The organism is Sphingomonas gei, assembly GCF_004792685.1.
In the GTDB taxonomy this organism is placed as follows: Bacteria; Pseudomonadota; Alphaproteobacteria; order Sphingomonadales; family Sphingomonadaceae; genus Sphingomonas; species Sphingomonas gei.
Window position 1 is genome coordinate 300,923 of sequence record NZ_SRXT01000006.1, and the last position, 25,159, is coordinate 326,081.

General features: G+C 66.3%; 27 protein-coding genes. 8 read left to right on the forward strand and 19 right to left on the reverse strand.

The annotated features are described in order from the left end of the window. Positions 1-49 precede the first annotated feature (49 nt). From E5A73_RS16495 to E5A73_RS16505, 3 genes are all read left to right on the forward strand, one after another. Positions 50-529 carry an ExbD/TolR family protein gene (locus E5A73_RS16495; RefSeq protein ID WP_135964933.1) on the forward strand — a complete coding sequence of 160 codons (480 nt, stop codon included), beginning with the start codon at positions 50-52 and terminating at the stop codon, positions 527-529. A gap of 26 nt (positions 530-555) precedes the next feature. Then, positions 556-981, forward strand: coding sequence for an ExbD/TolR family protein (locus tag E5A73_RS16500; RefSeq protein ID WP_135964934.1), 426 nt, complete (start codon positions 556-558; stop codon positions 979-981). 180 nt (positions 982-1,161) lie between these two features. Beyond that, a complete protein-coding gene (locus E5A73_RS16505; protein ID WP_135964935.1) occupies positions 1,162-1,515 on the forward strand; it encodes a tetratricopeptide repeat protein in 354 nt (117 codons plus the stop codon). A 154-nt stretch (positions 1,516-1,669) separates the two neighbouring features. Here E5A73_RS16505 and dcd read toward each other — a convergent pair whose 3' ends face one another. The 5 genes from dcd to E5A73_RS16530 all read right to left on the reverse strand — a co-directional run bounded on the left by dcd (position 1,670) and on the right by E5A73_RS16530 (position 6,062). After that, positions 1,670-2,221 (reverse strand): dCTP deaminase, encoded by a 552-nt coding sequence (gene dcd, locus E5A73_RS16510; RefSeq protein ID WP_135964936.1) that lies wholly within the window; start codon positions 2,219-2,221, stop codon positions 1,670-1,672. Positions 2,222-2,427: 206 nt separating this feature from the next. Further along, positions 2,428-4,380, reverse strand: a complete 1,953-nt coding sequence (locus E5A73_RS16515) for a sialate O-acetylesterase (protein ID WP_135964937.1) — start codon at positions 4,378-4,380, stop codon at positions 2,428-2,430. A gap of 56 nt (positions 4,381-4,436) precedes the next feature. Continuing rightward, on the reverse strand, positions 4,437-4,877 hold the full coding sequence (locus E5A73_RS16520; RefSeq protein WP_135964938.1) for a cytidine deaminase: 441 nt from the start codon (positions 4,875-4,877) through the stop codon (positions 4,437-4,439). 29 nt (positions 4,878-4,906) lie between these two features. Then, positions 4,907-5,560 (reverse strand): DUF6624 domain-containing protein, encoded by a 654-nt coding sequence (locus E5A73_RS16525; RefSeq protein ID WP_135964939.1) that lies wholly within the window; start codon positions 5,558-5,560, stop codon positions 4,907-4,909. A 19-nt stretch (positions 5,561-5,579) separates the two neighbouring features. After that, entirely contained in the window at positions 5,580-6,062 is a 483-nt protein-coding gene (locus E5A73_RS16530) for a UPF0262 family protein (protein WP_135964940.1), read from the reverse strand. Positions 6,063-6,142: 80 nt separating this feature from the next. On the opposite strand from E5A73_RS16530, the gene E5A73_RS16535 reads away from it, so the two are divergent. Continuing rightward, complete coding sequence (locus tag E5A73_RS16535; protein WP_135964941.1) at positions 6,143-7,639, forward strand: replicative DNA helicase; 1,497 nt, start codon at positions 6,143-6,145, stop codon at positions 7,637-7,639. A 143-nt stretch (positions 7,640-7,782) separates the two neighbouring features. Here E5A73_RS16535 and E5A73_RS16540 read toward each other — a convergent pair whose 3' ends face one another. Next, positions 7,783-9,732, reverse strand: a complete 1,950-nt coding sequence (locus tag E5A73_RS16540; RefSeq protein WP_135964942.1) for a glycoside hydrolase family 84 protein — start codon at positions 9,730-9,732, stop codon at positions 7,783-7,785. Positions 9,733-9,887: 155 nt separating this feature from the next. On the opposite strand from E5A73_RS16540, the gene E5A73_RS16545 reads away from it, so the two are divergent. Further along, a complete protein-coding gene (locus E5A73_RS16545) occupies positions 9,888-11,165 on the forward strand; it encodes an Hsp70 family protein (protein WP_240700228.1) in 1,278 nt (425 codons plus the stop codon). Between the two features lie 124 nt (positions 11,166-11,289). Further along, on the forward strand, positions 11,290-12,150 hold the full coding sequence (locus tag E5A73_RS16550; RefSeq protein WP_168355961.1) for a DUF1521 domain-containing protein: 861 nt from the start codon (positions 11,290-11,292) through the stop codon (positions 12,148-12,150). 148 nt (positions 12,151-12,298) lie between these two features. Here the strand turns inward: E5A73_RS16550 and E5A73_RS16555 are convergent, their stop codons facing one another. The 13 genes from E5A73_RS16555 to E5A73_RS16615 all read right to left on the reverse strand — a co-directional run bounded on the left by E5A73_RS16555 (position 12,299) and on the right by E5A73_RS16615 (position 22,906). Next, positions 12,299-13,078, reverse strand: a complete 780-nt coding sequence (locus tag E5A73_RS16555) for a phosphoadenylyl-sulfate reductase (RefSeq protein ID WP_135964944.1) — start codon at positions 13,076-13,078, stop codon at positions 12,299-12,301. Continuing rightward, the gene (locus E5A73_RS16560) at positions 13,071-13,499 is read right to left on the reverse strand and encodes a DUF934 domain-containing protein (protein ID WP_135964945.1); all 429 of its coding nucleotides are present in this window, start codon (positions 13,497-13,499) and stop codon (positions 13,071-13,073) included. The genes E5A73_RS16555 and E5A73_RS16560 overlap by 8 nt, the downstream gene beginning before the upstream one ends. Then, positions 13,496-13,900: a RidA family protein gene (locus tag E5A73_RS16565; protein WP_135964946.1), complete on the reverse strand. Its 405-nt coding sequence runs from the start codon at positions 13,898-13,900 to the stop codon at positions 13,496-13,498. Before E5A73_RS16565 ends, E5A73_RS16560 begins: the two co-directional genes overlap by 4 nt. After that, positions 13,893-15,524, reverse strand: coding sequence for a nitrite/sulfite reductase (locus E5A73_RS16570; RefSeq protein ID WP_135964947.1), 1,632 nt, complete (start codon positions 15,522-15,524; stop codon positions 13,893-13,895). The genes E5A73_RS16565 and E5A73_RS16570 overlap by 8 nt, the downstream gene beginning before the upstream one ends. A gap of 102 nt (positions 15,525-15,626) precedes the next feature. Continuing rightward, positions 15,627-15,923: a DUF2849 domain-containing protein gene (locus tag E5A73_RS16575; protein WP_135964948.1), complete on the reverse strand. Its 297-nt coding sequence runs from the start codon at positions 15,921-15,923 to the stop codon at positions 15,627-15,629. Beyond that, entirely contained in the window at positions 15,920-16,705 is a 786-nt protein-coding gene (gene cobA / locus E5A73_RS16580) for a uroporphyrinogen-III C-methyltransferase (protein ID WP_135964949.1), read from the reverse strand. The genes E5A73_RS16575 and cobA overlap by 4 nt, the downstream gene beginning before the upstream one ends. An 87-nt stretch (positions 16,706-16,792) precedes the next feature. Continuing rightward, positions 16,793-18,133: a glycoside hydrolase 5 family protein gene (locus tag E5A73_RS16585; RefSeq protein ID WP_135964950.1), complete on the reverse strand. Its 1,341-nt coding sequence runs from the start codon at positions 18,131-18,133 to the stop codon at positions 16,793-16,795. Between the two features lie 115 nt (positions 18,134-18,248). Then, positions 18,249-18,548: a TFIIB-type zinc ribbon-containing protein gene (locus E5A73_RS16590; protein WP_135964951.1), complete on the reverse strand. Its 300-nt coding sequence runs from the start codon at positions 18,546-18,548 to the stop codon at positions 18,249-18,251. A gap of 4 nt (positions 18,549-18,552) precedes the next feature. Then, positions 18,553-19,188, reverse strand: coding sequence for a Bax inhibitor-1/YccA family protein (locus E5A73_RS16595; RefSeq protein WP_135965028.1), 636 nt, complete (start codon positions 19,186-19,188; stop codon positions 18,553-18,555). 91 nt (positions 19,189-19,279) lie between these two features. Next, positions 19,280-19,474 carry an HP1242/YdcH family protein gene (locus tag E5A73_RS16600; RefSeq protein WP_135964952.1) on the reverse strand — a complete coding sequence of 65 codons (195 nt, stop codon included), beginning with the start codon at positions 19,472-19,474 and terminating at the stop codon, positions 19,280-19,282. Positions 19,475-19,693: 219 nt separating this feature from the next. Continuing rightward, entirely contained in the window at positions 19,694-19,894 is a 201-nt protein-coding gene (locus E5A73_RS16605) for a hypothetical protein (RefSeq protein WP_100281514.1), read from the reverse strand. Between the two features lie 176 nt (positions 19,895-20,070). Then, on the reverse strand, positions 20,071-21,486 hold the full coding sequence (gene astD, locus E5A73_RS16610; protein WP_135964953.1) for a succinylglutamate-semialdehyde dehydrogenase: 1,416 nt from the start codon (positions 21,484-21,486) through the stop codon (positions 20,071-20,073). A gap of 67 nt (positions 21,487-21,553) precedes the next feature. Next, positions 21,554-22,906 (reverse strand): protein adenylyltransferase SelO family protein, encoded by a 1,353-nt coding sequence (locus tag E5A73_RS16615; protein ID WP_206366521.1) that lies wholly within the window; start codon positions 22,904-22,906, stop codon positions 21,554-21,556. Positions 22,907-22,924: 18 nt separating this feature from the next. Between E5A73_RS16615 and E5A73_RS16620 the strand changes: the two genes are divergently transcribed. Together E5A73_RS16620 and E5A73_RS16625 are read left to right on the forward strand one after the other, a co-directional pair. Further along, the gene (locus E5A73_RS16620) at positions 22,925-23,791 is read left to right on the forward strand and encodes an alpha/beta fold hydrolase (RefSeq protein ID WP_206366522.1); all 867 of its coding nucleotides are present in this window, start codon (positions 22,925-22,927) and stop codon (positions 23,789-23,791) included. Between the two features lie 220 nt (positions 23,792-24,011). Next, positions 24,012-25,145 (forward strand): glycosyltransferase family 4 protein, encoded by a 1,134-nt coding sequence (locus tag E5A73_RS16625; protein WP_135964955.1) that lies wholly within the window; start codon positions 24,012-24,014, stop codon positions 25,143-25,145. Positions 25,146-25,159 lie beyond the last annotated feature (14 nt).

The following is a 25,159-nucleotide window of genomic DNA, read 5'->3' on the forward strand; positions in this document are numbered from 1 at the left end:
TTCGCCGCAGGCCAGACCGGCGGCGGATAGAAGGATAGGATAACGCCCAATGGCGATGAGCGCAGGCGCAGCCGACGACGAAACACCGATGTCGGACATCAACACCACGCCCCTCGTGGACGTGATGCTGGTGCTCCTGATCATCTTCCTGATCGCCGTTCCCGTGGTGATCCAGACGATCAAGCTTGATCTGCCCAAGGTGACCTACGAGATCACCGTGACCAAGCCCGAAAACGTGTCGCTCTCGGTTACCGGGGCCGGCGGCCAGTGCCAGGTCTACTGGGGCATGACTCCGGTCGGCCATCAGGAACTGCTCGACAAGGGCGTGGCCAAGCTCAAGGCGGAAATCGACCGTCAGGGCGGCCCCAATGCCGCCGGACTTGAGCTTCCCGAAGTCCACATCCGCGGCGACGTGAATACCCCGTATCGCTGCATCGGCGGCGCGATCTACACGATGCAGATGGCCGGGTTCGTCAAGGTCGGCTTCATTTCGGAACCCCCTGCGGGCGCCGCTGTAGTTCGCTTGTGACGCGCACCGTTTAAGGAGTTACATCAATGGCAATGAGCGGTAGCCGCGAAGAAGGCGCGCCGATGATGGAAATGAACACGACGCCGTTGATCGACGTCATGCTCGTGCTCCTCATCATGTTCATCATCACCATCCCGGTGCAGACGCACGCCGTGAAGGTCGACTTGCCGCAGAACAGCGGCACGCCGCCTCCCGCGGTCGAGCCCCAGAAGAACAAGCTGTACATCGACGCCACCGGCAACGTGTTCTGGAACAGCGTGCAGATCGACGACGTGACGCTGCGTCAGTATCTGGACGCGTCGCTCGCGCAGGATCCGGAACCCGAGCTGCACTTCCAGCCCGATCCGCAAGCCCGCTACGACGTGGTCGACCGCATCCTGGCGATCGTGAAGCGCGCGAACGTCACCAAGCTCGGCTTCGTCGGCAACGAGCAGTATCGCAACGACTTCTGATGCACGTCTGACGTGCGCCGCGCCCGGCGCGGTACATGCGAACTTTGGAAAGGCGGTCCCTCGGGGCCGCCTTTCTTTTTGCGTCAAATGCGCTTGCTCCAGTGCAACGAAAGTGTCACACAAGAGTCATCGAGATGTCACGGAACAGTCACCGTGATGCAATGATTCCTGGAGGGTGCCATGCGTATCGGACTTTTTCTCCTCGCCGCCGCGCCATTTGTCGCGGCAATCCCGGCCCAGGCGCAGGACAGCGCCGTTGCCAGCACCCAGATCGTCCAGGGCGATTATTCGCAGGCCGAGTCGAGGCTGCTCGCCGAGCTGCGCATCCACCCGGAGCGTCCCGAACTGTTGCTCAACCTTGCCGCCGTCTATGCGAAGACCGGCCGTGCCGGCGAAGCGCGCGGGCTCTACACCAGGGTCCTCGGCGAGGACGAGGTGCTGATGGACCTGAGCAGCCAGCAGGCGGTAAGTTCGCACGCGATCGCGCAGCGCGGCCTTCGCCGGCTCGATACGGTGCAGTTCAGCGCACGCTGATTGCAGGCGGGGTTTGAACCTTAACCGTCATCCCCGCGAAAGCGGGGACCCATCGCGTACAACGGCGGCGCGCCAAATAGTCGTCGCATTTCACTGAACGGACTGGAGATGGGTCCCCGCTTTCGCGGGGATCACGATGGCGTTGCTTTAGTGGTTACAGCCGCGGCAGCGTTACTCCGCGCTGGCCCATATATTTGCCGGCACGGTCGGCATAGCTGGTCTCGCAGGGCTGATCGCCCTTGAGAAACAGGAACTGGCACGCGCCTTCATTGGCATAGATCTTGGCAGGAAGCGGCGTCGTGTTCGAGAATTCGAGCGTGACATGGCCCTCCCATTCGGGCTCGAGCGGCGTGACATTGACGATGATCCCACAGCGCGCATAGGTCGATTTGCCGAGGCAGATCACCAGCACGTCGCGCGGAATACGGAAATACTCGACCGTGCGGGCGAGCGCGAAGCTGTTGGGCGGGATGATGCACACATCGGTCTTGCGATCGACGAAGCTGTTCGAATCGAAATTCTTGGGATCGACCACCGAACTGTCGATATTCGTGAATATCTTGAATTCGTCGGCGACGCGCGCGTCATAGCCGTAGGAAGACAGGCCGTAGCTGATGCAGTTCTCGCGGCGCTGCGCCTCGACGAACGGCTCGATCATGTTGGTGGCGAGGGCGTGCTCGCGAATCCAGCGGTCGGAAAGGATCATTCGAGGCTCCGGAGGTATGTGGTCCCTCGTTTCGCGGGAAGCACGGCGCTCCGCAAGGGCTAGGTGCAGACTTCCTGTTCTTCGTCACCCGGGCGAAAGCCGGGGCCCGGAGTCGATAGGCATAACGCTTGTGACTCTGGGTCCCGGCTTTCGCCGGGATGACGGAATGTGCGGTAGGTAATCAGAAGCGTATCGAAATTCTCGACCTAACGGACCGGCAGCTCGAATGGCGTCGCGGGAAGGCCGCCGCCGTCGTAGAGATTGCAGATCGGGCTGTCTCCCCAGCAGAAGCGGACGCGGTCCGCGGGGCCACTGCCTACCGCTACGAGGACGTCGGTGCCGTCGAGCGTCGCCGAGGCGAAGCGGCAGCTGCCCGGCACCGTGCCGCACAGCTCGAAGCCGATCGGCAGCGCGGCACTATAGGCGACCAGCCCCGTGTCGGCGCCCGTGAAGCGAACCCGGATCACCTTGCCCTCGCCCCGCGCTTCGACCGGCCATGGGCCCGAGGGCGAGGCCTTGCCGCCATAGGTCAGCGACTCGGCGCCGCGGGCGAGGCGATGACCGACGTCGAGCTTGTTGGCGGGATGGATATCGACGACGTCGCCCAGATCGATCGTCACGGCAAGCGCGGCATGCGCGTCGCTCGCCACGGCGCGGCGCTGCTCGTCGCGGATCTGCGCGAAGCCGCTCTCGACTGGCTTGGGCACGCGGGGCCCCCAGCCCGAGAGCTGGGCGACGAGGAAGGGCAGGTCGCTCTTGCCGAACTGGCTCCGCCATGCGGCCATCATGCTGGCGAGCCTGCCGGCATAGCCGTCGGGCGAACCGGCGTCGGCCTCGCCCTGATACCAGGCTGCGCCGCGCAGGCCATAAGGCCCGATCGGCGCGATCATCGCATTGTAGATGCCCGAATAGCCGGCGATCGCTTCCCATGGCGCATGCGGCGGATCTTCGACGCTGGCCGGGGCCTGGCGCCAACGCCAGCCCTCGGCGCCGGCCAGCGGGACGCTGCTCCCGTCGGCGAAGCGGATCGCGCGCTGATCGGCGCTGCCGAGCAGCCCGCCCTCGGCCCAGGTGTCGAGCACGCCGACGGCGATGACGTTGCGACCGGGCTTGAGCGTTCCCGGCGCGAGGGCATAGAGCCGGGGGACACCCCAGGCGTAGGTGACCCCAACCGGCACGCCGTTGACGAAGCTGGCGTCCATGTCGTCGGCGGGGCCGAGCGCGAGCGTCGCATTTTTGGCGGCCTGCTCGGGAGTGAGCGTCACTTCGGTGCGGTACCAGACCATGCCGTTATACTGCGCCAGCGCGGCGACGCCCCAGCGTTCCCAGGGATCGAAAGAGGGCAGGGGATGCCATTCGCCGGGCGCCGCGGGCTGCCAGGGCTCGGTGCCCGCCGCATCGCCCGATTTGCCGCGGTACCAGGCCGTCCAGCGCTCGCCGAACAGCCGGCTCGCCGCGGCGGGATCGCTGCGATAGGTGCGCAGCAACGCGAGATTCTCGCGTGCGGCGGGGTCCTTGGCCAGCGCTGCTTCGGGGCGCCATGCGTCGATCGCGGTGCCGCCCCAGCTGGCGTCGATCAGCCCCATCGGCACTTTCTGCGAGGCGCGCAGGTCGCGCGCCATGAAATAGCAGGCGGCGGAGAAATCGCGCACCGTCTCGGGCGTGACCGGCTGCCACTGGACCGGGGCGGGGAACTGGCGCTCGGGGTTGAGGCTGGTCTTCTTCTCGACCGTCATCAGCCGTATTTCGGAATCGTTCGCCTTGCCGATCTCGCCCGCCGCGCCGAGCACGCCGCTGACCGCAAATTCCATGTTCGACTGGCCCGAGCACAGCCAGACGTCGCCGACCAGGATGTCCTGCGCACGCTGGGTCTTGCCGCGGGCGGTGACGCTGAGGGTGTAGGGGCCACCGGCGGGCAAAGCCGGCAAGTCCACGCGCCAATGGCCGTCCTTGTCGGCGCGGGTGCGGATTTTTCGCTCGCCGAGCGCCACCTCGACGCGCTCACCCGCGGGCGCATCGCCCCAGACCGGGATTGCCCGCTCGCGCTGAAGCACGCCATGATCCTGGAACATCGGGTGGAGCAGCGGGGCGTCCTGCGCCGCTGCCGGCGCGGCAAGCAGGATCGGCAGCGCAAACGCGCTCCGGTACGGCATCTTCATGACATCTCCTCCGTTAGCGCTAACAAAGCACGGCCGGGGCGCGATTGGCAAGCGGTTCAGGCGAGTCCCAGATCGGCCGGGCCGAAGGCGTGCGGGAGGAGTTCGGACAGCGTGTAGCTGGCGATCGTGTCGCCCGCGGCGCCGGCGCAATGGACGGGCAAGTCGCGCCCGCCAACTTGCGCTGCCTCGTTGATGACCTGGCGACAACGTCCACAGGGGCTTACCGGCGCGGTGTCGGCGTGGCCGATCCTCCCGCCAACCACGCCGATCGCCACGACATCACGCAAGCGGCCTTGCGCGCTGACCGTCGCCAGCGCCACGGTCTCGGCGCAGAGCGACAGGCCATAGCTGGCATTCTCGAAATTGGCGCCGGTGACGACGCTGCCGTCGTCGAGCAGCACCGCCGCGCCGACCGCGAAATTTGAGTAGGGAGCATAAGCGTGTCTCGCTGCCGCGCGGGCCGCCTCGATCAGTGCCTTCGCGTCATGGCCGCTCATAGTCGTCAATCCCGCCTGCTCGTCCGGGTTCAATTGCAAGGCTTTCCGATTTCGAGATCGCCCTTGGTTTCCTCGATCGTCTGGTTCCATCCGATCTCCTCCCGCGCAGCGTTGACTGCGGACTCATTCTCGATCGGTTGCAGGAGCAGGCGCCCCTCGCGGCATCGGGCCTGGCTGCCATATCGCTGCGGCAAGCCCTTGTGGGCCTGTACGCGATCGAAGGTCAGCGCATAATCCCGGGCGTCGACGTCTCCGTACTTCAGCAAGGCGGACATCTTGCCGAGCGCATATTCCCTGAAGGCGTTGTCCGGGGAGTGCTGGGCGATCAACCAGGCGCCGTGGGTGACCTGTCTTCCGTGCCGGCGGTTCGCGAACCAGCCTGCTTTCGGAAGGAGCTTTTTAAGTTCCTCGGTATTCCCGGCGTCGATCTCGAGGAGCGATGTACCCAGCGCATCTTCGACGATCTGCCGCTGCTCGGCATTGAGAGATGCGTCGTCGATCATCCAGAGATTCTGGCGGGTCACTTCGTCAAGCCTAATCAGGTGATGGATTCTAGCCGGAAGAGCAGCACCAGGTGGGGGGCGCCGCCGTTCCACTTCGGCGACGGCGCGGCACCAACTTCCGAGCATTTCGGCCACCTTCGGATCCGCATGGCTGCAGGTTGCCGTCAGCGCCAGGATCATTACCGTTATCGTCACGGGGCTATCCCTTGATATGCAGCACGCAGATCAGCGTGAACAGCCGGCGGGCGGTGTCGAAATCGACTTCGATCTTGCCCTCCAGCCGCTCCATCAGCAGCTCGGCGGCCTGATTGTGGACGCCGCGCCGGGCCATGTCGATCGTCTCGATCTGCGCCGGCGAGGCGTTGCGGATCGCCTGGTAATAGCTGTCGCAGATCGCGAAATAGTCGCGGATCGGGCGGCGGAAGCGGGCGAGGCCGAGGACCAAAGTCTCCAGCGGCGAATCGTCGGCGCGGTGGATCTCGAGCGCCAGCCGGCCTTCCTCGACGCGCAGGTGGAGTTTGTAGGGGCCGGCATAGCCGTCGGCATGCTTGCGCTGGGGAGCGAAGCGATTTTCCTCGAGCAGGTCGAAGATCGCGATGCGGCGTTCCTGCTCGACATCCGCCGAGCGCCACAGGATCGTGCGCTCGTCGAGCGTTACGTCTATGATGCGGGCGTCGGCCATGTATGCTCCTATCCGCTCATGCACGTTATTCACAAGCGTGACGGTTGAAGCGGCGGGCCGCGTGCGCGACTGGAGACCGCATGGCGCAACCGATTCCCTTTCCCGCTCCCGAAACTCCCGAAGGCATCACGCTGCCGGCCAATATCGAGGCCGAGGCCGCATTGCTCGGCGCGATGATGATCGACAACCGGGTCGCCGAGGACGTCCTCCAGAAATTGCGTCCCGAGCATTTCTTCGAGCCGCTGCACGGGCGGATCTACGATACGATCGCGACGATGGTCGGCGACAACCGGCTGGCGACGCCGGTGACCTTGCGTCCGCTGTTCGCCGCCGATCCCGCGATGAAGGAGCTGGGCGGCCCGGCCTATCTGGCGCAGCTGACCGGCAATCCGGCAAGTCTGATCGGCGCACGCTCGTTCGCCGACCAGATCTACGATCTCGCGATGCTGCGCGCGCTGGTCACGGTCGGGCGCGACCTCGTCGACGGCGCGCTCGATACCAGTCAGGACATCAACCCGGCCAAGCAGATCGAGCAGGCCGAGATGAAGCTCTACGAAGTAGCCGAGAAGGGCGATTCGGACAGCGGGCTCAAGTCCTTCACCCGCGCCGCGACCTTGGCAGTGCGCCAGGCCGAGAAGGCAATGAACTCGGGCGGCGGCATCTCGGGTGTCACCACGGGCTTGAGCGACCTCAACGCCTCGACCGGCGGGTTCAACCGATCGGACCTGCTGATCCTCGCCGGCCGCCCGGGCATGGGCAAGACCTCGCTGGCGACCAACATCGCGTTCAACGCCGCCAAGCGCTATGCCGACGATATCGAGGGCGGCATCCCCGAAGAGAAGTCGATCGGCGCGCCGGTGGCATTCTTCAGCCTCGAAATGTCGGCGGACCAGCTGGCGATGCGTATCCTCTCCGAGCAGGCCGAAGTCGTCTCCGAAAAGCTGCGGACCGGGCAGATCAGCCATGCCGAGTTCCAGAAGTTCGCGCGCGCCGCGGGCGATCTCGAGCGGCTACCTTTGTTCATCGACGACACGCCGGGCCTGACCATCGCGGCGTTGCGCACCCGCGCCCGGCGGATGAAGCGCCAGCACAAGATCGGCATGGTGATCGTCGACTACCTCCAGCTGCTCACCGGCAGCGCCAAGGCTTCGGGCGACGGCCGCGTCCAGGAAATCTCGGAGATCAGCCGCGGCCTGAAGACCTTGGCCAAGGAACTCAACGTGCCGGTGCTGGCGCTGTCGCAGCTCAGCCGCGCCGTCGAGAGCCGCGAGGACAAGCGGCCGCAGCTCTCGGATCTGCGCGAATCGGGGTCGATCGAGCAGGACGCGGACATCGTGATGTTCGTCTATCGGGACGAATATTATCACGACTTCAAGGCGCCGACCAAGGTACCCGACGGCACCGAGACCGCCGAGGAGCGGATCGCCTATGAGAATTGGCAGGCCAAGCAGCTCGAAGTGGCCAACAAGGCTTCGGTGATCATCGCCAAGCAGCGCCACGGCGCCACGGGTACGGTGCACATGCGCTTCGACCGGCAGTTCACCAAGTTCAGCGACCTGGCGCACGAGGAATATTGAGGACGTAGCGCGGGGGGCGGGCGATGTGGCCGTCATCCGTGCTCCTGCGAAAGCAGCAGCCCAGGCTGGTTGCGTACTTCGCTACCCTAGGTTCCTGCTTCCGCAGGAGCACCACATTTGAGCGGATTTCGAATCGCAGCGCTTCAGCGCGCGCTTTCCGGTAGGACCAGACCCGGTGCATCGCGGACGAAGGTGTCGAGGACGCCGTCGGCGATCTTGATCGGCCCGTCGAAGCGGACGGCGCCCGGGATCGAGTGGATCGCTTCGGCCTTCTTGGCGAGCCCTCCGGCCTCGGCGAACAGGCGCGTGGCGGTGTCTTCGCCGGCCGGATCGAGCGCCGCAACGAGCCCGCTGACCGTCAGCTTGAGCGCCCGGCCCCATAATGCAGTGGCGTCGAGCCAGGGCGCGGACTCGGCGACGAAGCCGGGCACGACCACGCCGGCGCGGATCAGGTCGGGGGCGGTTGCGAGCTGCTCGGCGGCAGCGGCGAGCCCGTCGAGCGCTTCGGCCTGCACGGCGGCATCGCCCGACGCCAGCGCATCGCGGGTATTGTCGATGAGCGCCTTGAGGCGGGGGGCCTGGGGCTGCCAGGGGAGCGTGCCGAAGGTCGGGGCGAGATGCTGGGTGTCGAAAAAGGCGAGCAAGGCCGCGGTGACCTGGGAGTCGCCGCCTGCCAGATAGCGTGCCGCGGCGTGCCAGGTGCGATCGGCGTCATAGCCGCGATCGTTCCAGGCGAAGGCGACGAGCCCCATCACCGCCGGGCGGCTCGCGGCCTCCTGGTTCATCGGGTTGGAGACCACGCCGCTCAATTGGGCCGACAAGCCGGCCTCGCGGCGGGCATAAGGCGCGAGCAGCAGGCGGCCGGCCGATTCGCGATAGTCGTTGACCGGATAATTGTCCCACAGCAACGTCTTGCGGCCGAACGCCTTGGTCGCGTTGCGCGCGTCTGCGACCGAGATCGAGGGCGGCACGACGTCGGTGCCGGTCCATTGCACCACCACGCGCGGATCGAGCTCCTTGCGCAACGTCGCCTTGTACGGGCTCTCGGTGGCGTTGTAATATTCGGTCGGCACCATGATCAGCGAGCCGCGATCGTTTGCCGCGACCAGATCGGCCTGGACGGCGTTGAGCAATTTCGCCTGTGCGCTCGCCGCGGCTTTTTGACCGGGCGCGCCGAAGGCGGCCTCGTCGCCCGGGCAGTTCCATTTGGTGTATTCGATATCGTCGAGCGCGACATAGAAGCTGCGCACCCCGATGCCCCGCATCGCATTGAACTTGCGGCGGATCGCGTCGAGATCGGCCGGGCTCGAATAGCAGATCGAGGGACCGGGCGAGATCGCGTAGACGAAGTTGACGTGCTGGCGGTTCGCCGCTTCGACCAGTCCGTCGAGCTGCGCGAGCGTTTCGGCGGGATAGGGGTCGCGCCAGCGATCGCGCGCGAACGGCTCGTCCTTGGGGCTGTAGATATAAGTGTTGGCCTTGAGCCCGGCGAGGAAGCCGATATGCGATGCCCGCTCGGCCATCGACCAATGCTTGCCGTAAAAGCCCTCGATCGTGCCGCGGACCGGCATGGCGGGATAGTCGGCGATGGTTAGGGCGGGGACGCCCGGCCCGGTGACGATCTGCCGCAGCGTGTGCGCGGCGTGATACAGGCCGTCGCCGTCCTTCCCGGCGAGGACGATCAGCGTGCCGCCGTCCACCGCGCGGGTGGCGAGCGCATAGCCTTCGTCCTGCCCCGGCAGCGTCGCGCCGGCGCGGGCGAGCGCATTGCCGACCAACGGCGAATCGCCGGTGCCGAGCACCAGATAAGTGGCGTCCAGCCGGGCGGGCAGGTGGGCCGCGGTGCGGATTCGCGCGACACCGGCATCGGCGAGGACGCGACGGACCAGCGCCTCGGTCTCGGCATCGGGCTTGCCTGCCTGGACCAGCACCACGGTATCGCCGAGCGTGAGTGGCTCGCCGGTGAGCTTCGCCGAAACCGGCGCCGGGAAGATGGCGGGCAGGGTCTGCGCGGCGGCCGAGGCGGCGAGCACAAGCGAAAGCGAGGCGGCGGAAGCCAGAGGCAGGAGAGGACCGAACGAACGCACGCGCATATCAACTCCACCGGTTCTACATAGGTAGTAGATAGGTCCTATGTTTTAGATATTCGCCTAGGGCAAGCCGTGATGCCGGTGCCGCTTGCCCTTGCGGACTCCTGCCGGACGCGGCCATAGGCGCCGTCCGATCCCCCTTCTCGACAGGACACCACGTGACCCCCACCGCCCTGGGACTCGATTTCGGTACGACCAACAGCGTGGTCGCGTTGGCTGGAGCGGGCGGCGCGCCCGAGATGATCGAGTTCGCGGGCCCCGATACAGTCAGCGCGGTGTTCCGCTCGGCTTTGTGCTTCTGGGAAGATGCAGGCGTGCAGGTCGAGGCCGGGCCCTGGGCGATCGCCGAATATCTCGAATATCCGGAAGGGAGCCGCTTCCTCCAGTCGTTCAAGTCGGTCGCGGCGAGCAGCGCGTTTGAACATGCGTCGGTGTTCGACAAGCGGCTGCGGTTCGAGGATCTCGGGCGGACCTTCCTCGGCAAATTGGTGGCGCATGCGGCCGGCAAGCTCGACAGCCGCCCCGAGCGGATCGTCGTCGGGCGGCCGATCGAATATGCCGGCGGCCGGCCCGATCCGAAGCTGGCACGCGCGCGCTACGACGCGATGTTCGCCGGGTTCGGCGGCGAGATCCATTATGTCTACGAGCCGATCGGCGCGGCGTTCAGCTATGCCCGGCGGCTGAGCGATCCGGCGACGTTGCTGGTCGCCGATTTCGGCGGGGGCACCAGCGACTTCTCGGTGGTGCGCGTCGACGCGCCGGGCGCGGCGCGGCGCTGCACTGCGCTGGGGCATGCCGGGATCGCCATCGCCGGTGACCGCTTCGATTATCGGATCATCGATCAATTGGTGCTGCCGTTGCTCGGCAAGGGCGGCAGCTATCGCTCGTTCGACAAGATGCTCGAGATCCCCGGCGGCTATTTCGCCGATTTCGGCGATTGGTCGCGCCTCGCCCTGATGCGTAACCGGCGGACGCTCGAGGCGCTGCACAAGCTCCAGCGCGCGGCGGAGGACCCCGCTGCGATCGGGCGGATGATCGCGATCATCGAGAACGAACTCGGCTATCGGCTGTATGATGCGGTCGGCACCCTGAAGCGCGCGCTGTCGAGCGTCGCACAGGCCGAGTTCAGGTTCGAAGGCGGCGGCGTGAAGCTCGCTACCGAGGTGCGGCGGGAAGAATTCGAAACGTGGATCGCACCCGATCTCGCGCGGATCGAAGCGACGATCGATCGGGCGCTGGCCGCGTCGGGCGCAAGCGCGGCCGCGATCGATCGGGTGTTCCTGACCGGCGGCTCGTCGCTGATCCCCGCAGTGCGCGACATCTTCGTTCGGCGCTTCGGCGAAGACCGGATCGGCAGCGGCGGCGAGCTCACTTCGATCGCCCACGGACTGGCGATGGTGGCGCAGGAAGAGGATGTGTCCGCCTGGGCGAGTTGATCGGCGGGCCGGGGCGCGTGCGCGACTAATCGAAGCGACTAGCGCGCCTAGTCGGAATGCGGAGCGCGCGGGCCGGTCCACTGGCGTAACCTTGCCATGTTCACCAGATACAGGGGACCGCGAGATGACGACGATCGCTGCGAACAGCACTGCTTCCTTCGGGGCATTCCAGGCGCTTGCCGCCGGATCGGCCTCGGCCAATTTCGTGCTCGCGGCGGGAATCGCGGGCAAATTGCTCAATCCTCTCGGTGCGGGGCCGTTCGCCTCGAGCTGCTTTCCCCGCGGCTGGAATGTCGACGCGCGCTGCGGCGGCGAGACCCAGGCAAGCTGGACGGTCAAGACCGGCAGCGAAGGCAAGGCGTCGATCGATCTCGGCGACGGCTACAGCCTGCAACTCAACGAGAATAACAGCGAAATGACCATCACCAATGCCGAGACCGGCGAGACCACCCGGATCTGGGGCGACCCGCATGTCGATGTGAACGGCCAGCACGCCTATGACTTCTGGGGAACGACCACCTTCACGCTCGACAACGGCACCAAGGTCACGATCAACACCGAGCAGGGCAAGGGCAATCCCGACGTCTATTTCGCCAGCTCGGTGGCGATCACCAAGGGCAACCAGGCGATCGAAGTCACCGGGCTTAGCCAGCAGGAACTGGGCGACCTGTCGATCACGATGGGCAGCAACGGCCGCGCGCTCGACCGGGCGAATGCCGACGGCTTCGTGCTCCACGAGAATGACAGCGGCGCGGGCTGGCGCTCGGCCTATACCGGCGCGGTGGCGACGCAGGCGGACCTGAACGCGACGCGGCCGGGACAGATCTTCGGGCCGGGTTCGTCGGAGGGCGAGACACTTGTCGGGCTGAGCTTCCTGCTGGGGGCGTTCCTCGGCGGCGCGGCGCTGTTCGGTAGCCTCGGGGTAGAGGCGCGGGGGGATAGCGGGCGTGGGCAGGCACTGCCGCGGTTCCCGGTGCCGTTCTAGGATCTGTTCCATTTTGGCTGATTCTTGTTCCCCTGCGGAAGCAGGGGTCCGGGGTCGCAAGCGGGGCGCTCTGGCTCCCGGGCCCCTGCTTTCGCAGGGGAACCGACCTGCTTCAACTTGAGTGGAATCGACTCTAACCTGACCGGAGCTAGAACGACGGCTGGTTGGGGTCGCCATCTGGGATCGGGGTATGGATACCGCACTCGGTCTTGTCCCAGCCGCGCCAGCGGCCGGCGCGCGGGTCTTCGCCGGGCTTGACGATGCTGGTGCACGGCGCGCAGCCGATCGAGGGATAGCCCTGCGCGACCAGCGGGTGCACCGGCAGATCGTGCGCGACGAAATAGGCGTCGAGGTCGGCCTTGGTCCAGTCGGCGAGCGGGTTGACCTTGAGGCGGCCCGACACGTCCGACGTGTCGATTTCGAAGCGCGGAAGGGCGTTTCGGGTGCTCGCCTGAAACGCCTTGCGGCCGGTGATCGTGGCGTCGAAGCCGGCCAGCGCCTTGGCCAGCGGCACCACCTTGCGGATCTCGCAGCAGCCATCGGGATCGAACGACCAGCGCAGCTGGCTGGCGTCACGCGCGGCCAGCACTTCCGGATCGGGCTGGAGGTTGCGGAAATCCTTCAGGCCGAGCCGCGCGACGAGCGCATCGCGATAGGCGAGCGTCTCGGGGAAGTGGCGGCCGGTATCGAGGAACAGCACCGGCACCGACGAGTCGATCGACGCAACGAGATGGAGCAAGGCCGCGGATTCGGCGCCGAACGACGATACGATCGCGACCTCGCCGAGCAAATGCTCGCCGAGCATGTTGCGCAGCATCTCGTCGGTCGAGCTGCCGCGAAACAGGTTGTTGAGCCGGATCGCGTCCTGCTCGGTAAAGCGCGGGGACACGTCAAGACGGTCGACGATCCGCGCCGCGAGATTAGCCATGCCGGAGTTTCCAGACCGGCACGTGCGCGTCGGCGGCTGGCTGATAGACATCCGCATAGCGCGCCAGGCTGGCTTCGAGCACCGCAGCGTCGACCGGCGCCTCAGGCGCGAAACTGTCGAACCCGCAGCGACGCATCAGCGGGATCTGGTCGACCAGCACGTCGCCTTGTGCGCGCAATTCGCCCGTATAGCCCGCCTCGCGGAGGATTCGCCCGGTCGAATAGCCGCGGCCGTCGCGATATTTGGGGAAGCTCACCTCGACCAGCGCGAGACGCTCGAGATGCGGGAGCAGGACGCGCGCATCATCGCCCGATTCGATGCGAACCGCCGTGGCGTTGGACTGGCCGAGAAACGAATCGAGCGTGACTGCGGGCTCCTCGTGGAGCGCATCGTCGCGAAAGCGGAGAAGGGTGTCGGTCATGCCTGGGCATCCTCCGGAAGGCGCGCGATCACCTTGATCTCGAATCGGAAGCCGGCGAGCCAGTTCACGCCGATGCCGGTCAGCGCCGGGTACGGTGCCTCTCCCCAAAACTCGGGCATCACCTTGAGCAAAGTCTCGAAATCGCCTTCGGGATCGACCAGGTACAAGGTCGTGTCGATCACGTCATCGAAGGTGCAACCGGCAGCATCGAGAACGCCCAGCAGATTTTCGAAGGCGAGGCGGATCTGCGCCTCGGTATCGGGCTCGGGCGATCCGTCCGCGCGCGCGCCGACCTGGCCCGAGACGAACAGCAGGCCGTTGGCGCGGATCGCCGGCGAATAGCGATGCTCGGCGTAGAGGGCATGGGGGTTCGCGGGGGAAACCGCGTCGCGCTCAGCCATAGAGCGCCTCCTTGAACGGCTCCATGCCGATCCGGCGATAGGTGTCGAGGAAGCGCTCGCCCTCGGTGCGCTCGCGAAGATACACGTTGGTCGCGGTCTCGACCGCGTCGACGATGCCGTCCTCGGAGAAGCCGGGGCCGGTGATCTTGGCGAGGCTGACGTCCTCCGCGCCCGAACCGCCGAGCAGCAACTGGTAGTTCTCGGTGCCTTTACGATCGACGCCGAGGATGCCGATGTGACCGGCATGATGGTGGCCGCAGGCGTTGATGCAGCCGCTGATCTTGAGCTTCAATTCGCCCAGCTCGCGCTGGCGGCCGAGATCGGCGAAGCGGGCGTGGATCTTCTGCGCGACCGGAATCGAGCGGGCATTGGCGAGGCTGCAATAATCGAGACCGGGGCAGGCGATGATGTCGCTGATCAGGTCGAGATTGGCCTCGGCCAGGCCGGCTTCGCGCAGCTGGGTCCACAGGCCGTGGAGATCGGCCTTGCGGACATGCGGCAGGACGATGTTCTGCGCATGGGTGACTCGAAGCTCGTCGAAGCTGTGCTTCTCGGCGAGATCGGCCATCAGGTCGATCTGGTCGGCCGAGGCATCGCCAGGGATGCCGCCGGCGGGCTTGAGGCTGATCGTGACGACGGCATAGCCCGGTGCCTTGTGTGCCGAGACGTTCTGATCGAGCCAGACCGCGAAATCGGGGTCGCTGCGGTCGATCGCGTCGGCGAGACCGGACTCCCACGCGGGCGGCGCAAAGAACGCGGCGATGCGGTCGAACTCGGCCTTGGGCGGATCGATGCCGAGCGCCTTAACCGCGACGAACTCGTCCTCGACCTGGCGGCGATATTCGTCGGCGCCGATCTCGTGGATAAGGATCTTGATCCGCGCCTTGTAGATATTGTCGCGGCGGCCGTAGCGGTTGTAGACGCGCAGGCACGCCTCGAGATAGCTGAGCAGGTCTTCGAGGCGCACGAAATCCTTGATCTCGGGGGCGACCATCGGGGTGCGGCCCATACCGCCGCCGACGAAGATCCTGGCGCCGTGGACGCCGTCTTTCTCGACGATCTGGATGCCGATATCGTGGAGCCGCATCGCCGCGCGGTCCTCGTCGGCGGCGATCACCGCGATCTTGAACTTGCGCGGCAGATAGGTGAATTCGGGGTGGAAGGTGCTCCACTGGCGGAGCAATTCGGCCCAGGGGCGCGGATCGACGAGCTCGTCGGCGGCGGCACCGGCGAACTGGTCGCTGCTGATGTTGCGGATGCAGTTTCCGCTGGTCTGGATCGCGTGCATCTCGACCGTGGCGAGGTCGGCCAGGATATCGGGCGCCTCGTCGAGCTTGATCCAGTTATACTGGATGTTCTGCCGCGTAGTGAAATGGCCATAGCCGCGGTCGTACTTGCGCGCGATCGTCGCCAGCATCCGCATCTGGCGGCTGTCGAGCGTGCCATAGGGCACCGCGACGCGCAGCATATAGGCGTGGAGTTGGAGGTAGAGACCGTTCATCAGCCGCAACGGCTTGAACTGGTCCTCGGTGATCTGGCCGGCGAGGCGGCGGTTCACCTGGTCGCGGAATTCCTCGACGCGGCTCGTGACGATCGAGTGATCATATTGGTCGTATTTGTACATGTTTCTACTCCGTCATCCCGGCGAAAGCCGGGATCCAGAGCCCCGAGCGACGTCCTGTGTGACTCTGGGCCCCGGCCTTCGCCGGGGTGACGACGCGAATGTTCATATCACCCAGCTCCCCGCGTTGGGATCGGCGGGCTTCAACGTGAGATCGGCGCGGACGGTGGGGCCGAGCGCGCGGATACGGTCCTTGATGTGTGCCGGGCGCGGGCCATCGGGGGTCTCGGTGGCGTCGATCACATAGGGCGCGTTGACTCGTCGGGCGCCTTCCTCGGCATGCGCGATCGCCTCGCCCTGATCGCCGACATCGACGGCCGCCTCGATATGGCGCGACCAGCCTTGGCCGGTCCACCAGGTGACGTCGCCGGTGGCGAGATCGTTGCCGGTCAGGATCTTCATTGCGCCGCCTCCGCCATCCGCGCCCATTGGACGAGCTTGTCGTCGGCATCGGACAGGCGGACGACTTCGCCGACGACGATGATCGCCGGGCTCATGACCTTCTCGCGCTCGACCATCTCACCGAGATCGGCGAGCAAAGTACGGATCGCGCGATGCCCTTCCAGCGTGGCGCGTTCGAGCACCGCGACCGGCATGTCGGGGGCGACGCCGTCGGCCATCAATTTGTCGGCGATCGCCGGGCAATTGGCGACGCCCATATAGATGACCAAAGTACGGCCCTTGCCGGCGAGCCCCGACCAGTCCTGGTCCGACAGGCCCTTGCACTGGCCGGCGACGAAGCTGACTGCGCTCGACCAGTCGCGATGGGTGAGCGGCAGCATCGCCTCGGCGGCGGCGCCCAACGCTGCGGAGACGCCGGGGATCACTTCGACGGGCAGGCCGGCGGCGCGCACCGCTTCGACTTCCTCGCCGCCGCGGCCGAAGATGAACGGATCGCCGCCCTTGAGCCGCACGACGATCGCGCCGGTCTTCACATGCGCGACGATCAGCGCGTTGATCGCTTCCTGCGGCAGCGTGTGGCGGGCGCGCTGCTTGGCGACCGATATGCGGTGCGCCTGCGGGGCAAGATTCAGCACGCGGCCGTCGACGAGGCCGTCATGGACGACAACGTCGGCCTGCTTGAGCGCCTCGACGGCGCGGACGGTGAGCAGGCCCGGATCGCCGGGGCCGGCGCCGACGAGAATCACGCGCCCGCGTGCGGAGGGATCGAGCAGGGAGACCATGCTCCGGGAGATGGTCTTTCGACGCGCGAGGGGCAACGGAGGCTTGTTTGGGGGGACGGAAGGTGAAGTTTGTTCGGCCTTTCGCCGTCAGCCCGCAATTGCCTCGCCCACCGTCGCCAGCGCCTCGGCATGGGCCTTGATCACCCCCCGCGTGCTCGCGTCGCTGTCGAACACCCCGTACCAGCCCTGCGGCTCGTGCGGCGGATCGCCCAGCCAGGCAGTGTCGCCCGGCTTGAAGCGGTGATCGCCATGGGCTGCGCGGCCTGCGCCGTTCCACGCCCAGAAGTTCGAGCCCGCGATCGGCCCGCCGGTGCGCGCGCTGCTCAGTACGGCGTCGTAAATCTGCTTGTAATACAGGTCCTTGAACCGCGTGCTTGCTTCGGGATCGTAACCGCCGCCGTCGCGCGGATAACCGAATTCCTCGATCACCAGCGGTTTGCCGATTTCCTTCGCCAGTGCCTGATGCTGCGCCAGATACTCGGCGACCTTCGCGGTCGCGCCGGCATGGGTGCCGGGAATGTCCTTCGCGTCGACCCAGCTCCAGTTGAGCGGCCAGATATGCGCAGTGAGATAGTCGATCTCGGGGATGTCATGGGCCTTGCGATAGATGTCGGCGGTTTGAACGCTGCCCATCAACCCTTCGCTGCCGGTCGAGACGAGGTGGTTGCGGTCGATCGACTTGATCAGCCTCGCGCTTCCCTGAATCCAGGCGTTGTAGGCGGGGAGCAGAGGTGTCGCGGTGGCGAGGTCGCCCGCGGGGCGGGGTTCGTTGGCGAGTTGCCACGCCATGATCGTGGGGTCGTTGCGATAGGCAATGCCCGTCACACGATTGGTTCGGCCGACCATCGCGCGGACCCAATCATGGTTGAGCGCGACGGCCTCGGGGTTGGCATAGAATTGCGCGGTGGCGTTGGGGAATTCGGGCCACGGGTGCGCGGGATCGCTGGCATCCATGTATTTGCCGGTGACGTAATAGAGGTAGGTCATCATCCCGCCCGACCATTCCCAGAAATTGGTCAGGTAGAGCACTGCCTTCATGTTGCGCTTGGCCATCTCGGCGAGGCAGAAATCGAGCCCGTCGAGCAAAGCGGGGTTCGCCGCATCGCCGCCGGCGTGGAAGGCGGGCTTGACCGAGTTCCTGAGCGGCGATTCCTCGGCCGAGGCCAGGATGCGCAGGTTGGTCACGCCGGTCGCCGCCAGCGCATCGAGTTCGCGGACCAGCCGGGCGCGATCCCCGAAGGCCGCGCTGCTCCCCAGCCACGCGCCATACCAGAGATTGGCGCCGGCGAAGCGATAGGCGCGATCGCCGAGCATGAGCCGGGTGCCTTCGCGGCGAACGAACGGACTTGCGGCGGCAGCGGGGACGGGCAGGCCGAGTGTTGCCGCCAGTGCTGCCGAGCCGCCGATGAGCGACCTGCGTGTGACCATCCCTGTCTCTCCCGTTGTGTCCGGCGACGATAGCGGCGGCACGCAGGCAAAGAAACGCCCGCCGCCGAGCGATCGGCGACGGGCGAGGTTCAAGCTGTTCGGGGATAAGGGGGACTTAGTCGAACAGCTCTTCGAGGAAGGACTTGCGCTTCTTGGGCGGATACTGGCCGCCATGATGCCGCTGGCGATCGTCATGATGCGGCCGCTGCTCGGACCACGGCGTCGCCTGTGGTGCGGGCTGCGATTGCTGCGGCAGCACCGGCGCCGACGCGGCGCTCCGCTCGATGATCTTGTCGAGCTCGCCGCGATCGAGCCAGACGCCGCGGCAGCTCGGGCAATGATCGATCTCGATCCCGGAGCGCTCGATCGGCACCAATTTGGTGCCGTCGACCGGGCAGGCGAAAGTGCCGGTCATGCTATTACTCCCGCTCGCCCATCAGCCCCAGCAGCAGCTGGAACATGTTGATCAGGTTGAGGTACAGCGACAGCGCGCCCATGATCGCCAGCTTCTCGAGCGCCTGGCTGCCGGCATAGACGAGATACTCGCTCTTCAGGCGCTGGGTATCCCATGCGGTAAGCCCGGCGAACACGATCACGCCGACCACCGAGAGTGCCATCTGGAGCAGGCTCGAGCCGAGGAACAGATTGACCAGGCTCGCGCCGATCACCGCGATCAGGCCGACCATCAGGAAGGTCCCCATGCCGGTCAGGTCGCGATTGGTGGTGTAGCCCCACAGGCTGAGGCCGGCAAACATCGCCGACGCCGTGAAGAATGCCATCGCGATGCTGGTGCCGGTGAAGACGAGGAAGATGCTCGCCATCGACACGCCCATCACCGCGGCGAAGGCGAAGAAGGTCATCCGTGCCGTCGCGGTGGTCATCCGTTCGATGCGGAAGGTGAAGAAGAACACGAAGGCGAGCGGCGCCAGCATCGCCACCCATTTGAGCGGCGTGCCGAAGATCAAGCCGGTCAACGCCGGCGAGCTGGAGACCAGCAGCGCGACCAGGCCGGTGACGGCAAGGCCGATCCCCATGTTGCGATAGATGCCGAGCATGTGCCGGCGCAGGCCCTCGTCGTAGCGAACCTGCGCCGAGGCGGCGGCGCTGCGATTGAAGGCGGAAAGATTGTCCACTTGGGCGAACTCCTCAGGCGGTGCGGGCGACGCGTCGCATCTCTGCGGCGTCGGGGATCAAGCGGAAAAGCCGGTCCTTGACTGCGAGGCGCTGCTTCTTGAGCTGCGCCAGGCGGGCGGTATCCGGAAGGCGGCGCGTCAGCTCCGCGCGAATTTCGCGGTTCAGAACGCGGTGCGCGGTGATAAGCCGTTGAATTACATTGGTCACATGCCACTCCCATCGACGTTGTCATCGATCGAGCCGGCTAGTGGGGTGGTGGCGGACAGCCGCCAAACCTGCACCGAGCTAGCTCGATGCGGTCCGACATCACGGGGCTTCAGATGAAGCCGCCGCCAGAGGGGCCCGGTCCCGCAAGACCAATCTAGGGGGATGGGGTTAAGGATTCAATGCGCGGGGCATGGCGCGATTGTAACGAAGTGTTGCTGGCTATTTCTTCGGCGTGACCCAGACGGAAACCGGCACGACCACCTTCCCCGGCGCCGGCTTGCCGACATCGACGCGATCGGCGGTGACGAGTTCGCCGCTTTCGAGCGTGAACGAGGCCCAGGGCTTGGGCATGCGGCCGAAGGTAAGCTTCTGGATCGGCTGGCCGGTGGTGGAATTCATGATCGTGGCGGTGACAGGCATAAGGGAGCCGATAGCGAGGGGTGGGGCGGGGTGTCCAGCGCACAATCCTCCCTCGCGCAGCGGGGGAGGTGGCGCCGCAGGCGACGGAGGGGGGCTTCGCCGCAGGCAGGCCGCTTGTGGACAGGCCCCCTCCGTCAGCTTCGCTGCCACCTCCCCCGCTGCGCGGAGGAGGATCTTTACGCGTCCCGCAGTCCCAACCCGATCGCAGCGCGCGCCTGTTCGGACTCCGATGACACCACCGGATAGGCGCAATAATCCGCTGCATAATAAGCGCTGGGCCGATGATTGCCCGACCAGCCCACGCCGCCGAACGGCGCGGACGACGATGCGCCGTTGGTCGGCCGGTTCCAGTTGACGATGCCCGCGCGGATATTGGCCCAGAACTGGTCGTAGAGCCGCGGATTCTGGCTGACCAATGACGCCGACAGGCCGTAGCGCGTGTCGTTGGCCTCGGCGATCGCCTCTTCGAACGTCGCCTTGCGATAGATCTGGAGGACGGGGCCGAACAATTCGACATCGGGCTTGTCGTTGGCCTGGGTCATGTCGATCAGCCCGGGGGTAATGAACGGGCGGCCCTCGATCGGGCGCTCCATGTGGCGGAGCGGGCGACCGCCCATCGTCGAGAGCGCGAGGAAGCTCTCGGTGAGCATGTCGGCGCTGTCATTGTCGATCACCGGGCCCATGAACGGCGCGGGATCGGCGTGCGGCTCGCCGATGATCAGCCGGCTGATCAGCTTGTTCACTTCCTCCATCAGCGGATCGTAGAGATTCTGGTCGACGATCAGCCGCCGCGCGGCGGTGCAGCGCTGGCCCGCGGTGGTGAAGGCCGACTGGATGACGAGCACTGCAGCCGAATAGAGGTCGGGGGTGTCCCAGACCACGATCGGATTGTTGCCGCCCATTTCGAGCGCGAGGATCTTCTCGGGCCGGGTCGCGAACTGGCGGTTGAGCGCGATGCCGGTATTGGCCGATCCGGTGAACAGCAGTCCGTCGATATCGGGATGGCCGGCGAGCGCCTTGCCTTCGTTCGGCCCGCCGACCAGCAGGCGGATGCAGCCTTCCGGGATGCCCGCCGCGTGGAAGCAATCGACCAGGAATGCACCGCTGGCCGGAGTCTTCTCCGAAGGCTTGAACACCACTGCGTTGCCGGCGAGCAAAGCGGGGACGATATGGCCGTTGGGCAGATGCGCGGGAAAATTATACGGGCCGAGCACCGCAAGCACGCCGTGCGGTTTGTGGCGCAGCGCCAGCCGGGTGTTCATCGGCGCCTCGATCCGCCGCTGGCCGGTGCGCTCCGAATAGGCAGTGATCGAGATGTCGACCTTGCCGATCACCGTCTCGACTTCGGTGCGCGCTTCCCACAAAGGCTTGCCGGTCTCGCGCGCGAGCAGGTCGGTAAAGGCATCGGCCTTTTGCCGGACGACGTTGGCGAAGCGCCGCAGCGCCTCGATCCGGTAGGTCAGCGGGCGCGCGGCCCATTCGGCCCAGCTGCGCCGCGCATGCGCGACTTCGGCGTCGACGTCGCCGATCTTCTGGCGCCACAGCACGGCGCCCGTGGCCGGCTCGGTCGAGATGATTTCCGTTCCCGGCATTATGTTGTGCTTTGAATCCCCGGATGATGGCTAGCTCTTGCCCGAAACACGCGAGGCTTGCCAACCCCTAGCCGATCGCCTCGCCCATTCGCCGGATCGCCGCGACCTTGGCGTTGAGCGGTCCCCAGTCGTCGCCCTGGGCGATCGCCGACCAGATCGCCTCGACTTCGTCGATCAGCATCGCGCAGGGCTCGGGATCGAACCAATAGGGATGATCGCGGGGTTTGCGCGGCGCGTACTGCGCGAGCTGCGCGCGAACCTCTTCGAATTGCTCGCCGTAATCCGCCGGGAGCGTGCCGCCGAAGCCGTCGAAGAAAAAGCGGTCGATCGAGGTGCGGCTCGCGACCAGCGCGGCTTCGATCGCGCCGATCAGCGGCCGATCCTGTTCGGTGCCGCGCGGCACCAGACCGAGCCGCCACAGCATCGCCTCGGCAACTTCGGCCTGGAATATCTCGGGGAACGTCTCCATCGCTTCGATCAGCGGCGCCTCCTCGGCGATTAGCCGGAGCGAGCTGGCAAGCTGCATCAGGTCCCAATAGATCGCCTCGGGCTGGCGCGCGAAGGCATAGAGTCCGTTCTGATCGAAATAGGCAGCGGTGAAGCCCGGCGCCCAGCTCGGCGCAAAACGCCACGGACCGTAGTCGAAGCTCTCCCCGGTGACGTTGATATTGTCGCTGTTGAGCACGCCGTGGACGAAGCCCGCCGCCATGAAGCGACCGGCCATGCGCGCAGTGCGCGCGGCGACGTGGCCGAGCAGCCGCTGGGCGGCGTCGTCGCCCGGCTCCTCACCATAATAATGGCGGAGCACATAGCCGGTCAGCTTCGCGATATTCTCGGTATCCTGGAAATGCGCGAGGCGCTGGAAGGTGCCGATCCGGATATGGCCGTGGTTGAGCCGGACGAGCACCGCCGAGCGCGTCGGCGAGGGCTCGTCGCCGCGCTGGAGCTCCTCGCCGGTCTCGATCAGCGAGAAGGTGCGCGACGTCTCGACGCCGAGCGCCTCGAGCATCTCGGTGGCGAGGATCTCGCGCACGCCGCCCTTGAGGGTGAGTCGGCCGTCGCCGAAGCGACTCCAGGGCGTCTGGCCCGAGCCCTTGGTGCCGAGATCCATCAGGCGGCCGTGGGCGTCGGTCATCTGCGCGAACAGGAAGCCGCGGCCGTCGCCGATCTCGGGGTTGTACACGCGGAACTGGTGGCCGTGATAGCGCAGCGCCAGCGGCTGCCGGAGACCGCCGGACAGCGGCTCGAATCGGCCGAAATGGGCGATCCACTCTGCGTCGCCGAGCCCGTCCAGCCCGACCTCGGCAGCGGCGCGATCGTTGCGGAAGCGCAGGACGGTCTTGGGGAAGGGCGCGGCAACGACCGGATCGTAGAAGGCGTCGCCGAGTTCGAGGATCGCCTGTTGCGGAGTGAAAGCCATGCGGCGATATGGGGAGCGATGGGCGAGCGGCGCAACTACAGCGATGGCTATTGGTGGTCGAAAGACGGCCTGAGGCTGCATTACCGTGATTATGCCGGGGCGGACGACACGCCGCCGGTGATCTGCTTTCCCGGGCTGACCCGCAACGCGCGCGACTATGCCGAACTCGCCGCGCGGCTGGCACCGGCACGCCGCGTGCTGGCGGTCGACTTTCGCGGGCGCGGCGAGAGCGCCTATGCCAAGGACCCGATGTCCTATGTCCCGCTGACCTATTTGCAGGATGTCGAGGCGCTGCTGACCGAGCTGGGCATTGCGCGGTTCGTCGCGGTGGGAACGTCGCTGGGTGGCCTCGTCACCATGCTGCTCGCGGCGACCGACGGCGCCAAACTGGCGGGCGCGGTGCTCAACGATGTCGGCCCCGAGCTCGAGCCCGGGGGGCTGGCGCGGATCCGCACCTATGTCGGCAAGGCAGTGTGGCACCCGACCTGGATGCACGCCGCGCGCGCCGTGGCCGAGAGCAATGCCGGTGTCTATCCCGGCTACGATATCGAAGACTGGCTGCGCATGGCCAAGCGGCTGTACCGCGTGAACAGCTCGGGACGGATCGTGCTCGATTACGACATGAAGATCGCCGAGCCGTTCCGCGTGCCGGGCAACGAGACCGTGCTCGACATGTGGCCGACGATCGACGCGATGCAGGACAAGCCGGTGCTGATCGTGCGCGGCGAACGCTCGGATATTCTCAGCGCGGCGACCGCGGAGAAGATGGCCGCGCGGCTGCCCGAAAGCGAGCTGGTGACGGTGGCTGGCGTTGGGCATGCGCCCACGCTCGACGAGCCAGAGGTGGTTGCGGCGATCGAAAGGCTATTGGCGAAGGTAGCCTGACTTCCCTCTCCCGTCGGGAGAGGGTTGCGCAGACTTAGTCTTCGCGCAGCGAAGGCTTAGTCGGAGCTGGGTGAGGGGATCGCGCTATCGAGAGGGTGACACCCTCACCCAGCTCCGACTAGGGCCCGCTGAAGAAGCGGACCCAAGTCTGCGCAACCCTCTCCCACAGGGAGAGGGAAGGTGACGGTGCGTCAATCTGCCGCTAAGCACCGCCCCCGACATGCCGATCCACATCCTTCACCTCCACTCGACCTTCAACCATGGCGGCAAGGAAGCGCGCGCCGTGCGGCTGATGAACGCGTTCGGCGACAAGGCGCGGCACACGATCGTCTCGGCGATGCCCGAGCAGCTCGGCGCGCGCGACGCGATCGCCAAAGGCATCAAATACGAGATCGCGCAAAACCCGCCGCCGCTTTCCGGCCGGCCCTCGGTCAAGCGCTATGAGGAGATCGCGCGGTTCATGCGGCGCTTCGATCTGGTGCTGACGTATAATTGGGGCGCGATCGACGGCGTGATGGCGGCGCGGGTGTTCGGCAAGGGGCTGCCCCCGATCGTCCACCACGAGGACGGCTTCAACCAGGACGAGGCCGAGCGGCTCAATCCGGTGCGCAACATGTATCGCCGGATCGCGCTGCCCGCCGCCAATGCGCTGGTCGTGCCCAGCACGGTGCTCGAGAGGGTGGCGCGCAAACATTGGCACCAGCCCGCCGAGCGCGTCCACCGCATCGCCAACGGGGTGCCGACCGCACTCTATGCGAACAAGCCCGACGCCAGGCTGATCCCGCAGCTGCAGAACCGGCGCGAAGGCGAAGTGTTCATCGGCTGCGTCGCCGGGCTGCGTCCGGTCAAGGACCTGCCGATGCTGGTGCGCGCGGTCGCGGGGGTCAATGCGCGCTTCAAGCTGGTGATCCTCGGCGAAGGGCCCGAGCGCCAGGCCATTCTCGATCAGGCCGAGGCGATGGCGATCGAGGACCAGGTGATCCTGCCGGGATTCCTGCCAGAGCCGCACCGCTATATGGGGCTGTTCGACATCTATGCGATGTCGTCGAAGAGCGAGCAGGCGCCGATCTCGGTGCTCGAGGCGATGGCGGCGGGGCTTCCGGTGGTGTCGACGCGGGTCGGCGACATTCCGGCGATGGTGTCCCCCGAGAACGAGCCCTTCCTCGCCCCGCGCCACCACGAAGTCGATTTGCGCGACCGGATCGACACCTTGGCACGCAATCCCGATTCGATGCGTTATATCGGCGAACAGAACCGTCTGCGCGCTGGTGCGTTGTTCGACGAGGCGCAGATGGTCGCCGCTTATGCGCGGCTCTACGGCGAAGCCATGGGACGCCCAGGTGTGTTAGGGTGATGATTGCCGCTCGC

Coding starts and splice junctions, on each gene's coding strand:
- E5A73_RS16495 (WP_135964933.1), top strand. CDS start 50: ATGGCGATGAGCGCAGGCGCAGCCGACGACGAAACACCGATGTCGGAC.
- E5A73_RS16500 (WP_135964934.1), top strand. CDS start 556: ATGGCAATGAGCGGTAGCCGCGAAGAAGGCGCGCCGATGATGGAAATG.
- E5A73_RS16505 (WP_135964935.1), top strand. CDS start 1,162: ATGCGTATCGGACTTTTTCTCCTCGCCGCCGCGCCATTTGTCGCGGCA.
- dcd (WP_135964936.1), bottom strand. CDS start 2,221: ATGATCCTTTCCGACCGCTGGATTCGCGAGCACGCCCTCGCCACCAAC.
- E5A73_RS16515 (WP_135964937.1), bottom strand. CDS start 4,380: ATGAAGATGCCGTACCGGAGCGCGTTTGCGCTGCCGATCCTGCTTGCC.
- E5A73_RS16520 (WP_135964938.1), bottom strand. CDS start 4,877: ATGAGCGGCCATGACGCGAAGGCACTGATCGAGGCGGCCCGCGCGGCA.
- E5A73_RS16525 (WP_135964939.1), bottom strand. CDS start 5,560: ATGATCCTGGCGCTGACGGCAACCTGCAGCCATGCGGATCCGAAGGTG.
- E5A73_RS16530 (WP_135964940.1), bottom strand. CDS start 6,062: ATGGCCGACGCCCGCATCATAGACGTAACGCTCGACGAGCGCACGATC.
- E5A73_RS16535 (WP_135964941.1), top strand. CDS start 6,143: ATGGCGCAACCGATTCCCTTTCCCGCTCCCGAAACTCCCGAAGGCATC.
- E5A73_RS16540 (WP_135964942.1), bottom strand. CDS start 9,732: ATGCGCGTGCGTTCGTTCGGTCCTCTCCTGCCTCTGGCTTCCGCCGCC.
- E5A73_RS16550 (WP_168355961.1), top strand. CDS start 11,290: ATGACGACGATCGCTGCGAACAGCACTGCTTCCTTCGGGGCATTCCAG.
- E5A73_RS16555 (WP_135964944.1), bottom strand. CDS start 13,078: ATGGCTAATCTCGCGGCGCGGATCGTCGACCGTCTTGACGTGTCCCCG.
- E5A73_RS16560 (WP_135964945.1), bottom strand. CDS start 13,499: ATGACCGACACCCTTCTCCGCTTTCGCGACGATGCGCTCCACGAGGAG.
- E5A73_RS16565 (WP_135964946.1), bottom strand. CDS start 13,900: ATGGCTGAGCGCGACGCGGTTTCCCCCGCGAACCCCCATGCCCTCTAC.
- E5A73_RS16570 (WP_135964947.1), bottom strand. CDS start 15,524: ATGTACAAATACGACCAATATGATCACTCGATCGTCACGAGCCGCGTC.
- E5A73_RS16575 (WP_135964948.1), bottom strand. CDS start 15,923: ATGAAGATCCTGACCGGCAACGATCTCGCCACCGGCGACGTCACCTGG.
- cobA (WP_135964949.1), bottom strand. CDS start 16,705: ATGGTCTCCCTGCTCGATCCCTCCGCACGCGGGCGCGTGATTCTCGTC.
- E5A73_RS16585 (WP_135964950.1), bottom strand. CDS start 18,133: ATGGTCACACGCAGGTCGCTCATCGGCGGCTCGGCAGCACTGGCGGCA.
- E5A73_RS16590 (WP_135964951.1), bottom strand. CDS start 18,548: ATGACCGGCACTTTCGCCTGCCCGGTCGACGGCACCAAATTGGTGCCG.
- E5A73_RS16595 (WP_135965028.1), bottom strand. CDS start 19,188: ATGCTCGGCATCTATCGCAACATGGGGATCGGCCTTGCCGTCACCGGC.
- E5A73_RS16605 (WP_100281514.1), bottom strand. CDS start 19,894: ATGCCTGTCACCGCCACGATCATGAATTCCACCACCGGCCAGCCGATC.
- astD (WP_135964953.1), bottom strand. CDS start 21,486: ATGCCGGGAACGGAAATCATCTCGACCGAGCCGGCCACGGGCGCCGTG.
- E5A73_RS16615 (WP_206366521.1), bottom strand. CDS start 22,906: ATGGCTTTCACTCCGCAACAGGCGATCCTCGAACTCGGCGACGCCTTC.
- E5A73_RS16620 (WP_206366522.1), top strand. CDS start 22,925: ATGGGCGAGCGGCGCAACTACAGCGATGGCTATTGGTGGTCGAAAGAC.
- E5A73_RS16625 (WP_135964955.1), top strand. CDS start 24,012: ATGCCGATCCACATCCTTCACCTCCACTCGACCTTCAACCATGGCGGC.